At 70.1% G+C, this 12,256-nt stretch carries 9 protein-coding genes and 1 pseudogene; 5 read left to right on the plus strand and 5 right to left on the minus strand.

Features of this window, described 5'->3' with window-relative positions; translation table 11 throughout:
- Positions 1 to 71: 71 nt before the first annotated feature.
- The gene (locus tag GBA65_RS20970) at positions 72 to 608 is read right to left on the minus strand and encodes a QcrA and Rieske domain-containing protein (protein WP_207956005.1); all 537 of its coding nucleotides are present in this window, start codon (positions 606 to 608) and stop codon (positions 72 to 74) included.
- A gap of 177 nt (positions 609 to 785) precedes the next feature.
- On the opposite strand from GBA65_RS20970, the gene GBA65_RS20975 reads away from it, so the two are divergent.
- The gene (locus tag GBA65_RS20975) at positions 786 to 1,298 is read left to right on the plus strand and encodes a DoxX family membrane protein (protein ID WP_228282022.1); all 513 of its coding nucleotides are present in this window, start codon (positions 786 to 788) and stop codon (positions 1,296 to 1,298) included.
- 43 nt (positions 1,299 to 1,341) lie between these two features.
- On the opposite strand, the gene GBA65_RS20980 is transcribed toward GBA65_RS20975, so the two are convergent.
- The 3 genes and pseudogenes from GBA65_RS20980 to GBA65_RS21015 all read right to left on the minus strand — a co-directional run bounded on the left by GBA65_RS20980 (position 1,342) and on the right by GBA65_RS21015 (position 6,893).
- Positions 1,342 to 2,661, minus strand: a complete 1,320-nt coding sequence (locus GBA65_RS20980) for a putative bifunctional diguanylate cyclase/phosphodiesterase (protein ID WP_323127106.1) — start codon at positions 2,659 to 2,661, stop codon at positions 1,342 to 1,344.
- Between the two features lie 70 nt (positions 2,662 to 2,731).
- Positions 2,732 to 5,527, minus strand: a pseudogene (locus GBA65_RS26935) (PAS domain S-box protein); the annotation flags it as partial.
- Between the two features lies 1 nt (position 5,528).
- Positions 5,529 to 6,893: an HD-GYP domain-containing protein gene (locus GBA65_RS21015; protein ID WP_166398195.1), complete on the minus strand. Its 1,365-nt coding sequence runs from the start codon at positions 6,891 to 6,893 to the stop codon at positions 5,529 to 5,531.
- 225 nt (positions 6,894 to 7,118) lie between these two features.
- Here GBA65_RS21015 and GBA65_RS21020 point away from each other — a divergent pair, with 225 nt between their 5' ends.
- Positions 7,119 to 7,391, plus strand: a complete 273-nt coding sequence (locus GBA65_RS21020) for a hypothetical protein (RefSeq protein WP_166398196.1) — start codon at positions 7,119 to 7,121, stop codon at positions 7,389 to 7,391.
- A gap of 84 nt (positions 7,392 to 7,475) precedes the next feature.
- Here GBA65_RS21020 and lysA read toward each other — a convergent pair whose 3' ends face one another.
- Positions 7,476 to 8,729: a diaminopimelate decarboxylase gene (gene lysA, locus GBA65_RS21025; RefSeq protein WP_166398197.1), complete on the minus strand. Its 1,254-nt coding sequence runs from the start codon at positions 8,727 to 8,729 to the stop codon at positions 7,476 to 7,478.
- A 360-nt stretch (positions 8,730 to 9,089) separates the two neighbouring features.
- Between lysA and dapC the strand changes: the two genes are divergently transcribed.
- From dapC to GBA65_RS21040, 3 genes are all read left to right on the plus strand, one after another.
- A complete protein-coding gene (gene dapC, locus GBA65_RS21030; protein WP_407691124.1) occupies positions 9,090 to 10,079 on the plus strand; it encodes a succinyldiaminopimelate transaminase in 990 nt (329 codons plus the stop codon).
- Positions 10,080 to 10,207: 128 nt separating this feature from the next.
- Positions 10,208 to 11,161 (plus strand): hypothetical protein, encoded by a 954-nt coding sequence (locus GBA65_RS21035; protein WP_166398198.1) that lies wholly within the window; start codon positions 10,208 to 10,210, stop codon positions 11,159 to 11,161.
- Positions 11,162 to 11,416: 255 nt separating this feature from the next.
- Positions 11,417 to 12,187 carry a sulfotransferase gene (locus GBA65_RS21040; RefSeq protein ID WP_166398199.1) on the plus strand — a complete coding sequence of 257 codons (771 nt, stop codon included), beginning with the start codon at positions 11,417 to 11,419 and terminating at the stop codon, positions 12,185 to 12,187.
- Positions 12,188 to 12,256: the final 69 nt, after the last annotated feature.

The following is a 12,256-nucleotide window of genomic DNA, read 5'->3' on the forward strand; positions in this document are numbered from 1 at the left end:
CCCGGCACACCGGCCGGACCGCGCGTTCCGGCGGCTTCCTGCCGTGCACCGGGGGCGAAGAAGTGGTCCTTCTAGGCCGTGAAGACCTGTCCGTCGCGTACCTCGACCGGGATCTCCGGCAGGGGCGTGTTCGCGGGGCCGTTCACGACCGAGGCGCCGTTGGCCGGGTCGAAGACCGACCCGTGACAGGGGCAGGCGAGCTGGCCGTTGTTGTACGCGACCGTGCACTGGGCGTGGGTGCAGACGGCCGAGTAGGCGACGAAATCGCCGTTGTCCAGGTGAACAAGCACCGCCGGCTGCCCCGCGGAGTCCGTAAACTCCGTCGCCGCCCCGGTGGCGACCTCGCTCTCGCTGGCGATGGCGCCGGCCTGCGAACCCTGCTGCTGCGCCGTCGTCTCGGCGGCGGTCTCGCCGGAGGCCTGCGTCGCGCCCTCTACCCCCCCGGTGGCGCCCGAGTCGGTGGCCTGTTGCGAGGCCCCACCGCCGGAGCCGCCCTGTTCGCCCCCGCCGCCACCGCAGGCGGCGAGCACCGACGCACTCGCCGCACCCACGCCCAGCGCCGCACTCAGCCGCATAAACCTCGCCCGCGACAACTGCTCTTCGGCCAAAACGCGCTCCTCCCTCTCCGGACCTCGGTTTTCACGCAACAACGGGAGTCTATACACGATTCGACAAAATAGGTATGTATGTTGCGGACGTAATGTTTCGTGGGCCGAGTCTTGCGAGCATGCGTAGAATACGGGCCGAACCGTACCTTCTTCCGGGAGGCACACAAGGTGAACAGCATGGCGTGGGTGAGGATCCTGATCGGGGCCGTCTGGCTCAACGGGGCGCTGGAGAAGCTTCTGAGCCCGAGCTTCCCCCAGCAGTTCGCCGCGAGCCTCGACGCGGGGGGGTTCATCGCGGCGGCGCCCCCGTGGTTTCAGGAGATCATGCGCAGCTTCGTCGTCCCGAACGCCGAGCTCTTCGCGCAGCTCTCGCGCTTCGGGGAGCTGTTCCTCGGGCTCGCCCTCGTCCTCGGGCTCCTCACCAACCCCGCGGCCCTCGGCAGCATCTTCCTCAGCCTCGCGCTCCTCTTCTCCGCCGGCGGCCCCCGGCTGGGGACGGGGCTCGGCGCCCCCGAGTTTCTGAACATCAACCTGCTGGTCGCCCTGATCTCGCTGGTCATCCTCCTGAGCCCTGCCGCGAAGGCCTTCTCCCTGGACAACTCCCTGGCCCGCGGCCGTCCGAGGCTCACCCTCCTGCTCACGAACCGCCGCGGGGGCGCCCGCTCCAGCGCCCGCAACAGGCGCGCCTGAGCCCGAACGCTCTAGAGGAAGGGGTCCGGGGACCGGTAGGGGGCTAGGCGCCCCGTAGCGCCCGAAGCCACGGGACTTCCGGGACCGGGACCGGGGGGGAGAAGTGGTAGCCCTGTCCGAGCTTGCACCCCATCTCCCGGAGGCGCGAGATCTGCTCGGCGTTCTCGATGCCCTCCGCTATGACCGTGACGCCGAAGGCGTCGGCGAGGTCGATAAACGCGGAGGTGACGGCCGCGTCCTCCGGGTTCCGGCCCAGCCCGTCGATGACGGAGCGGTCTATCTTGAGAAAGTCGACCGGGAGACGCCTGGGGAGGGAGAGCGAGGCGTCCTGCCCCCCGAGGTCGTCGACCGTCAGCTTCACGCCCAGGGCCTTCAGCTCCCGCAGGCGGGAGGCGAGCGCGCCCCCGTCGCCGGCGAGCGCGTCGCCCGTGATCTCGAGGTCCAGGCACTCCGGGGGCAGGCCCGTCCTCGCGAGGATCCGGGAGACGTCTTCGACGAGGTCGGGGGCCTGCATCTGCTTCGCCGAGAGGTTCACGCAGAGCATCGGCGGCGGTCCCTCCGGCCATTCCTTGCGCCAGGCGTTGGCCTGCTCGCAGGCCTCCTCCAGGACCCACATCCCGATGGGGAGGATGAGCCCCGTCTCCTCGGCCACCGGCAGAAACTGGGACGGCACGAGCAGCCCGCGGTCCGGGTGCTCCCAGCGGAGCAGCGCCTCCATTCCCGCGACCCGCCTCTCCCCGTCCAGCACCACGAGGGGCTGGTAGTAGATCCTGAACTCGTCCCCGTCGATCGCCCGCCGGAGATCGCCCGCCAGCTTCAGGCGGTCGCGGGCCTCCGCCCCCATGTTCTCCTCGAAGACCCTGTGGTGCGCCTTGCCGGTCTCCTTGGCCCGATACATGGCGAGGTCCGCCTCGCGCATCAGGTCCTCCGGCCGGTCGTGGGCGGTGGCGCTGACGGAGATGCCGACGCTGCTCGTGACGAGCACCTCCTCCCCGGCGAGCTCGAACGGGCTGGAGAGCTTCGCCGCTATGCGATCCGCGACCCCGATCGCCTCCCCGACCCCCGTCACGTCCTCCAGCAGGACCGTGAACTCGTCGCCGCCGAGGCGCGCCACCGTGTCGCCGAGCCGCACGCTCGCCTCGATGCGCTCCGCCGCCGCCACGAGCAGCCCGTCCCCCACCTCGTGCCCGAGGGAGTCGTTGACGTTCTTGAAGCCGTCGAGGTCGAGGAAGAGCACCGCGACGGAGTCGTCGCGCCGGTCGGTGCGGGCGAGGGCGTGGGCGAGACGGTCGAGGAAGAGGGCGCGGTTGGGCAGGCCGGTCAGGGCGTCGTGGAAGGCCTGGTGCTCCAGGCGCTCCTCCAGGGCCTTGCGCGCGGACGTTGGCCGAGACCCGGATCTCGCCGCCGTCCTTGCGGTAGACCCGTACCTCGAAGTTCGCCACGGAGCCGTGCTCGCGCACCGATCGCTCCAGCTCGGCCCGCCTCTGCGGGTCGCCGAACAGCCTCCCCGCGTCTGAGAAACCCGAGATCATCTCCCCCGGCGAGCCGCAGCCGTAGATGCGCGCCATCGCCGGGTTCACGGTGAGGAGCCGCCAGTCCGTGGAGGCCTGGAAGATGCCCTCGACGGCGTTCTCGAAGATCCCGCGATACTTCTCCTCGGCCCGCCGCAGCGCGTCCTCCGTGAGCTTGCGCCCGGTGACGTCCTCGATGACGGAGATAAAGTACTCGGGCTCCCCGGAGGGCCCCCGCAGGAGCGAGACGGTCAGGTTGACCCAGGCGGCGGAGCCGTCTCCACGGAGGTAGCGCTTCTCCCTAACGTAGGTCTCCGCCTCGCCCGAGAGCAGGCGCCCGAGCCCGTCCAGGTCCTGCCCGAGGTCGTCGGGGTGGGTCAGGCTCCCGAAGTCCCTCCCCAGAAGCTCCTCGCGCCCGTAGCCGAGGATCTCGCAGAGCTTCTGGTTGACCCTAAGCCACCGGCCGTCCGTGCCGACGTGCGCGACCCCCACGGCGGCCTGCTCGAAGGTCCCCCGGAACCGCTCCTCGCTGGAGCGCAGGGTCTCCTCGGCCTCCCTGCGCTCCATAAATTGTCCCGTCTGTATCCCTATGGCGCCCAGCGTCTCGAGCAAGGCCCCGTCCGCCTCCCGGGCCTCGCGGCCGAAAAACTCCATCACCCCACGACCTCTCCCCGCAACAGGATGGGGATCGCGACCGCCTCGCGCAGCCCCGCCCTCCCGCCAGGCGTGCCCGAGGGGAGCTAGCGCCCTCTCCGGCGTCGGACGTGCAGGCCGGCTCGCCGCTCGCCCACACGCGGCCGGGCAGATCCTCGCCGCGGCGGAGGACGGCATCCCGCGAACCCCGGACGAAGCCCTCCAACCCGTCGTCCGCCCCCCGGCCAGCGGCACATGCCACGTCTGCGCGTAGCGCAGCCCGTCGGCCCGCCCGTCGACCTCCCAGAGTCCGCCGACCGTCCAGCCGAGGTTCTCGCAGACCGCCCGCAGGATCTCGGGGGACGCCTCCTCCAGCGTCGCGGCCTCCTCCAGCGCACAGGTCACGGCGAACTGAGCCTGCAGGCGCCGCTCCGCCTCCTTGCGCTCGCTTATGTCGCGGGCCACCACGATCAGGCGGGGCGCGTCTTCGCGCAGCAGCTTGGCCCCCACCTCAAGGTCGACCCGCCGGCCGCTCTTGTGGAGCAGGACGGTCTCCAGGTGGCTCTCGTACCTCTCGCCGATCAGGCGCCGTTGGAGCCTCTCCTGGGCGTCCCGCCGGCGCTCCTCCGGGATCAGCTCGAAGAGCGAGGGGAGCTCCCGGAGCTCCCCGGGGGCGTAGCCGCTGATGCGGCAGAAGGCGTCGTTCGCGTAGACGATCCTGCGGCCCTCCAGGATCACGAGCCCCTCGCCCACGGCGCTCTGGGCCTCGAGCAGGGTCTCGTACAGGTCCATCTGGCGCCGGAGCTCGTCCTCGGCACGCCTGCGCTCGGTATCGTCGCTGAACGCGACGACCGCGCCCCCTACCTCCCCGTCCCTCTCGATGGGCGAGGACGTGTAGGAGACCGGGAACGACGTCCCGTCCCTCCGCACAAACGAATCCCCGTCGCCGCGACGGACCTCGCCCGAACGGAGCACCTCCAGCAGCGGGCACTCCTCGGCGGGCAGGGGGCTCCCGTCGGCGCGCCGGTAGTGGACGGTCTCGTGCATGTCCCTGCCGAGAAGCTCCGCCTCCGACCAGCCGAGCATGCGCTCCGCCGCGGGGTTGAGGGAGGTGATGCGCCCGTCCCCGTCCACCGTGTACACCCCCTCGCCGAGGGAGCTCATGGTCGCGGCCAGAAGCTCCAGCCCGTGGCGCAGCTCCTCCTCGGCCCTCTTGCGCTCGCTCACGTCGCGGGCCACGCAGTAGAAGACGCCCTCCTCGGGGATCGCCGTCGCGTTCCACTCGACCCAGGCCACCCCACCGTCCTTGCGGAGGTAGCGGCCCTGGAACCCGACGACGGGCTCTCCGCGGGAGAGCACCCCGGTGGCCTCCCGGACGCGCGCGAGGTCCGTCGGGTGCACGAGGTCGGTGTGGAGCCTCCCGACGAGCTCCTCCGGCTCGTAACCGACGACCGTGCGGCAGGCCCGGTTCACCGCGCGGAAGACCCCGTCCAGCCCCACGGTCGTTATGATGTCCGTCGAGGAGTCCAGCACCCGCCGGAGCTCCCGGCCGCGCCGCGCCTCCTCCTCCCCCAGCGCCCGCTCGCGCCCGAGGGCCCCGAGCGTCTCGAGCCTCCCGGCCACCGCCCTGCCGAACGCCTGCAAGGTCTCGAGCCCGTCCTCGGTAAAGCCCTTGGGCTCGTGGTCCATGAGGCAGAGGGTGCCGATGGCGGTCCCCGCTGAGGTCAAGAGCGGCGTGCCGGCGTAGAAGCGCATCCCGCCGACCTTGCAGACGAAGTGGTCCCTGTACCCCTCCGACTCCGAGAGGTCCTCGACGACGAGCGGGGAGGCCCCCTCGACCACCGGCGGGCACATGCTCATCTCCCTGGGGATGATCTTGGACTGCGCGAGCTCCTCCGGCAGCGGGCCCGACCAGGCCCGAAAGTACATGCCGTCCCGCAGCATGAGGTGGACGATGCAGAGGTCCGCCCCGAAGATGCCCCGCACGTCGTCGACCAGCTCCTGCAAGACGCCGTCTGCGTCGTAGCCCGTCGCGTGCCTCAGGTACTCCAGGGTCTCCGACCGGGCCGGCTCCGCCCCGCTCACCCTAGAGCTCCCCCTTCGAGACGAGCTCCCCGAGCGCCTTCACGCTCTCCGGGGAGAGCTTCTCCCCGCTCTCCCGGCCTATGATCTCCAGAACCCTCTCCATCGGCATGGCCTCCCGGTAGGGCCTGTCCTGAGAGAGCGCGTCGAAGATGTCCGCGACGGCCAGGATGCGGTCGCACCGCGAGAGGTGCTCGCCGGCGAACCCCCGGTGGTAGCCCGAGCCGTCCAGCTTCTCGTGGTGGTTGGCCGCCGTGTCGGCGATGTCCCGAAACGGGGCGACCCGCGTCAAAACCTCGTAGGTGAGGCCCGGGTGCCTCTTCACCCTCGCGAACTCGTCGCTCGTGAGCCGCCCGGGCTTGTCCAGGATCCTGTTCGAGACCCCGAGCTTGCCGATGTCGTGCAGGAGACCGGCCCTCTTCAGGTCGCGCACCTTCCCTTCGGAGAGGCCCACGTGCCCCCCGATCTTCGCCGCCGCGCGGGCGACGCCCTCGGAGTGGCGGTAGGTGAACGGGGACTTGGCGTCTATGATCCTCGCGAAAGCGTGGGCCGTCAGGTCCAGCCACTCGGGCGTCGCCGCGATGACGCGGTCGGCCGGCTCCATGAGGGAGATCGAGCGCGCCAGATCGGGCTCGCCCAGAGCCCCCCACAGCCCGCCGGCCCGGGCCTCGGCCAGAAAGACGTCCACGAGGGCGGGGTCGAACCACTCCCCGCGGCGCGTGCGGGCCATCTCCTCGGCGCTCGTCGGCCCGTACGCGGTGTAGAAGACCTCGACGGTCTGGGCGAGGCCGCAGATGCGCGCCAGCAGCGGTATCTCCTCGCCCTTCAGGCCGTCCGGGTGGCCGGCGCCGTTCCAGTGCTCGTCGAGGGCGCGGATGGCCCGGGCCGTCTCCTCGGGGAAGCCCATGGAGCGCGAGATGTCCGCCCCCCTCTCGCACCGTATCTCCACGAGGTTCCGCGCCGCCTTCGGACCCTCCATGCCGACCGCGAGGAAGCGCCGCGCCTTGGACCACACCGACCCCTCAGGGCTCACGGTCCGCGCCACGTACACGACCGCCCTGGGCAACCGGCTCCAGTTGGACGTCTTCAGCGCCTTCTTCGCCCGGAAATCGTCCGACTCGAAGAGGGCGGCGACCTTAGAGGAGTTCGAGGAACACCCCGCGTCCTTGAGCAGCAGGGCGTAGAACAGCGCCGAGCGCTCCTCCTCGGTGAGCTGCAGCCTCTCGGCGACCTTCATCCCGATAAAGCAGGACCTCAGGACGTGCCCGGCGGGCTGCCCCTCGACCATGTCCAGCACGTAAGAGAGCGCCGACAGCACCTCGGAGAGCTTGACGGTCCCGTCTTCTACCGCCCCGTGCCCCGTCTCCAAAGAGTCAGCTCCCTCCAACAAGATCCTTGCCGCGTACCCGAGATTATCGTCTCACGGACGCGAAAGCTTTAGCTCCTTAGCGACGAGCAACGCGGTTCTCCGGCCGTACGGGGAGACTACAACAGGGCTCGGCCCGTCGGCGGGCCGGCGGGGGCGAGCGTTTCGGGAGCCCGCGCGGGGGTAAGGGTTTCGTTGAGGTAGTCCCTCTATGCAGGAAGGACGGGCGTGAGAAGAAAACTCCTCGTCCTCTTCGTGGTCGCCCTCGTCCCGTTGTCGGGCGCGGCGGCTTGCGGAGGGGTGGAAGAAGAGATCCGCCAGCGGGCGCAAGAAGAGGTGGACAGAGGCAGGCAGCGCGTCGAGCAGGAGGTCGACAAGGGCCGAACGCAGTTGGAGCAGGAGGTTACGCGGCGCGTGGGCGAAGGGGCCCGCGAGGCCGAACAGCGGGCGAGGGAAGGCGTACAGCAGGGCAGGGAGCAGCTGGAAGGAGGAGGGCAGTAGCACCGGCGCTGGTCGGGGCATCCGAGGTCTTCGGATGCCCCGACCAGCCGGCGTCTCTGCACCTCGGGGGCGAGGCCCGGGACGTTACAGGAATGCCGGGACGACCTCGCCCTTGATCAGGTCCGCGTTGTGCTCGCGCTCGCGGATGACGGCCCAGCGGTCGCCCTTGACCATCACCTCGGCGGCGCGCGGCCTGGAGTTATAGTTCGAGGCCATGGAGAAGCCGTAGGCCCCCGTCCCCATCAGGGCGAGCAGGTCCCCCTCGGCGGCGTCGGGGAGCTCGCGGTCGCGGGCCAGGTAGTCGCCGGACTCGCAGACCGGCCCGACCAGGTCCGCCTTCAGGGAACTCGAACCGTTCTCCTTCACGCTGCGCACCTCGTGGTGGGCGTCGTAGAGGGAGGGGCGCAGCAGGTCGTTCATGCCGGCGTCGGCGACGAGGAAGCTCTTGGCGCCGCTCTTCTTGCGGTAGACCACGCGGGTCAGCAGCACGCCCGCGTTACCGGCGATGTAGCGGCCCATCTCGCACAGTATCTTCGCGCCCGTCGCCTCCAGGGAGGGCCGGATGGCGTCGATGTACTCCTTCGGGGACGGGACCTCCTCGTCCCTGTAGCGTATCCCCAACCCCCCGCCGATGTTGAAGTACCTGATGTCGAAGCCGCGGCGCTTGAGCTCCTCGACGAGGCCCGCGCTCTTCTCGATGGCCTCGGCGTGCGGCGCGATCTTGGTGATCTGGGACCCTATGTGCTGGTGCACCCCTATAAGGTCCACGCACCTGTACCGCCCGATCTTCTCGGCGAGGACGAGCGCCTCGTCGATGGGGATGCCGAACTTGCTCTCGCCCTGCCCGGTGGAGATGTGCGCGTGCGTCCCCGGGTCGACGTCCGGGTTGACCCTCAAAGAGACCCGCGCCCGCTTGCCGAAGCGCCCCGCGATCTCCTCGAGCCGCTCCAGCTCGGAGGCCGACTCCACGTTGAAGAGCAGGATGCGCTCCCCGAGGGCCGCCATGATCTCGGCCTCCGTCTTCCCGACCCCGGCGAAGACCACCTTCTTCGGGTCGAACCCGGCCTTCATCGCCCGGTACAGCTCGCCGCCGGAGACGATGTCCGCCCCCGCCCCGAGGGAGGCCAGGGTCCTCAGAACCGAGAGGTTCCCGTTCGCCTTTACCGCGTAGCAGACCAGGTGGTCGAGGCCCGAGAACGCCTCCTCGAGCTCCCGGTAGGCCCTCTCCAGGGCCGCGAAGCTGTAGACGTAAGTCGGGGAGCCGATGCTCTCCGAGATCTCCGCGAGGGCGACGCCTTCGCAACGGAGGCCGCCCTCCCCGTAGTAGAAGTCGTCCAAGACCTACCTCCTCCTGCTCGGCGTACCGTAGAAGGGCGCTGGAGCGCCCCTCTTATGCTATGTATCCCGCCCCCGGGGTCCGAAACCCGGCGACCGCACTCGGGAAGCACCCCGGGCTCCTGGAATATACTCCGTGGGGTAATCCGCCGCGACGTAAGGGAGAGATGAAGAGCCGCAAGAGAGGCCCCGAGGCCGAGAGAGCCCCCTGGTCCTGAACCCCGTGCTCGAGTCTTTGGGCGCCTACCCGCTGGTGCGCCTCGAAGAGCGCAGGGCCGAGCTCGAAGGGAAGGGCGTAAAGCTCTTCGACTTCGGCGCCGGCGACCCCGAGAGCCGACGGACGACGGGATACGCCGCGCCCTTATCGAAGGCGTCCCCGAGGTCAGCCAGTACCCGAGCGCCGGGGGCACGAAGGCCCTGCGCGAGGCCTTTGTCGGCTACATGGAGCGCCGCTTCGGCGTCGGGCTCGACCCGGACAGGGAGGTCATCCCGGCCTCGGGCTCGAAGGAGGCGGTCTTCCACGCGCCCCTCGCCTTCCTGCACCCGTCGCACGAGAGGCGCGGCGTCGCATACGGCACGCCCGGCTACCCCGTCTACGAGCGCGGGACGCTCTTCGCCGGGGGCGAGACGCTCCCGGTGGAGCTCGAGGAGAAGGACGGGTTCCTGCTGCCCATCCGCGAGATCGACCCGGGGAAGACTCGGGCGGTCTGGATCAACTACCCCCACAACCCGACCGGCGCCGTGGCGAGCCTCTCGTACCTGGAGGAGCTCGCCGCCTTCTGCCGCGAGCACGACATCCTGCTCTTCTCGGACGAGTGCTACAACGACGTCTACTCCGGCGAGGCGCCGCCCTCCATCCTCGAGGTCACGAAGGAGCGGACCCTCGCCTTCGTCTCCCTCAGCAAGCGCAGCGGCATGACGGGCTACCGCTCGGCGATGATGGCCGGGGACGAGGAGCTCGTAGCCGCCCTGAAGAGGATGCGCCCCTCCATCGGGACCGCGAGCCCGGGCTTCGTGTACGCCGCCGCGACCGCCGCGTGGGGCGACGACGCCCACGTCGAGGCGCGCAACCGAGTCTTCACCGAGAAGCGGAACCTCTTCACGGGCTTCTTCGAACGGGCGGGCCTGCGATGGATGCAGACCAACGCGAGCCTCTACCTGTGGGCCAGGGTGCCGGACGAGTACGGCGGGGACGACGAGGCCTACGCCCTCAGGCTCCTCGAAGAAGGGATACTCGTCGCGCCCGGCTCCTCGTTCGGGCCCGGCGGCGGGGGCTACTTCCGCGTCGCCCTCGTCCCCAGGCTGGAGGCGTGCAGGGAGGCGATCGAGCGCTGGGAGGGGCTGCTCCGCTGAAGCGCCCCGAGATTACACAAACCGTTACCGAAAAACCGCACGAGCTGTAACCGGGATGTAATCCGTTCCTCTCATGATGCCCATCATGGGCGCCGCGGGGCGCCGTAGACCGGAGAAGGTGGGCGGGTATGGCGAAGAGGTTCTTTGTTCTGGCGGCGCTGGTGGCGATGGTACTCGCGGTAGCGGCGCCGATGGCGCTCGCGCACGGCGGTCAGGAGGGCGTAGTCGGCCCGCAGCCGGTTCAGTGGACGGGCGAGGGCGCCACGATCACGGGCCTGCTCGAGCCCGGCGTCGAGAAACTGGACGGCACCCCCACGTGGCAGATGGAGGACGAGACGGCGGGCGGCTTCTACCACGTCGAGGAGGGCGAGGGGGTCGACCTCGCCTCGTTCGAGGGCCAGAAGGTCTCCCTGCACGGAGAGCTCGGCCACCTCGAGGGCGCCGTAATCCTCGTCGACTCGGTCGAGCCCCTCGCGGAGGAGACGGCCGCGGAGGCGCAGTACGAGCCGCAGGAGGCCTTCGGGGAAGAGTTCGCCGGTACCGGCGTGGTCGAGTACCTGGACGACAAGGCCGACGGTACTCCGGTCTACGGGCTCTCCGTCTCCCCCGAGGAGGGCCACTACATGGAGGGAGACTTCGACTTCGCCGCCTTCGAGGGGGAGACGGTAAGCGTCACCGGCCAGTTCGTGCTCGTCCCCGGGGGCGGAAGCTACCTGCAGGTGCAGAGCATCGAGCGGGCCGGGGTCGAGAGCGGCGAGGAAGTCAGCGCCGGCGAGGAGGCCGTGCCCACCGGCTCCCCGAGCCCGGTCGAGGTTACGGTGGACGGAGGCGAGGAAGTCGCGCCCGTGGAGGCCCCCGAGACGACCACCATCCAGGACGAGGTAGCGGAAGAGACCGTCGCCATCGAGCTCGCCTCCGAGGAGACGCCCGCCGGCCCGTCCGGCGACGCGGCCGAAGAGCCCGGCATCCTCTCCGTCGCGGCGAAGGCACTCCCCACCACGGGTGGCCTCGCGCTCCTTCTCCCCCTCGCCGGGCTGGTGCTGGCAGCCGCCGGTCTCGCGGCCTTCCGCATGACCCGCTAGCGCGGCCCCGCTCGAAGAGGTGCTGGTAGGAGGGGGCCCGACTTCATGTCGGGCCCCCTCCTTTTGTCGTGTTTCCGAAGCCTGGTTTTCAGAGGACGTAGTCCTTCTACCGAGGGAACGGGGGACGCGCCGGGTATAACGGACGGCATGACTGCCAAGCTTGAGAAGGTATCGAGAGTATTTGTGTCTGCGAGTGGTTTTTGCTTCGGATCTCCGGTGGGCAACCCTGCGCTCGTCGTAGGGCGTGTTCGGTAGGTGGAGCAGGGCAGCGCCCGTACGACCGCCGGGGTCGTGCGCGAGCAGGGGCGGCTCGTGCTCGCCTGCGGGGGCTACCGTTCGGGCTCGACGCTTCAATACAACCTTATCGGCGAGTACGTCGAGCGCGTCAACGGGGGGCGCAGGATCGGCCTGCTCGACCCGCCGGAGGCGGCTCGCCTCTGGCGCGGGCTCTGGGGCATCGTGGGCGCGATGGGGCTGGCCGTCGCCAAGAGCCATCACGCGGTGGGCGGCTTTCAGGACTTCGGCGGGGCCGAGCGCGTCTGGTCCGAGCTGGCCGAGCGCGGTCTGATCGCTCCGGTCTACTCCGTGCGCGACTGGCGCGACGTCGCCTACTCGATGTCCCGAAAGTTCGGCCGTCCTCTCGCGGAGCTTTTCGAGAGCTCGCAATGGCGGGAGAACCTGGCGCACATGGAGGTCTGGCTAGCCCTCGGCGCTCTGGTGCAGCGCTACGAGGATCTGGTGGGGGATGCCGCAGGCTCTCTGGAAGATATGTCCCACGGTCTCGGCCTGCCGTGGGCCCCCGAGGCGGCGGGAGAGGCGGCGGAGGCGGCGGGGTTAGCCGCCCAGCGCGCCGTCACCGGAAGGCTGGCCGCGGGCGGCACCGACCCCCGCCATCTCGTGCACTGGGACCACATCGCGGACCCCGGCGGCGGGGCCTGGCGGGTGGCCTGGGACGAGGAAGAGCGGGAGCTTGCAAGGGAGGAGCTTGCGCCGCTCATGGAGCGTTTCGGCTACGAGTGGGACTGAGGGGACAGGCGGGTCGTCCTGCTAAACTGGCGCGGTTCGACACGTAGCTCTCTTCGAATCGGGGGGTAT

Origin of the sequence: Rubrobacter marinus (assembly GCF_011492965.1) — a bacterium.
GTDB classification, from domain to species: domain Bacteria; phylum Actinomycetota; class Rubrobacteria; order Rubrobacterales; family Rubrobacteraceae; genus Rubrobacter_F; species Rubrobacter_F marinus.

Coding starts and splice junctions, on each gene's coding strand:
- GBA65_RS21035 (WP_166398198.1), top strand. CDS start 10,208: ATGGCGAAGAGGTTCTTTGTTCTGGCGGCGCTGGTGGCGATGGTACTC.
- GBA65_RS20975 (WP_228282022.1), top strand. CDS start 786: ATGGCGTGGGTGAGGATCCTGATCGGGGCCGTCTGGCTCAACGGGGCG.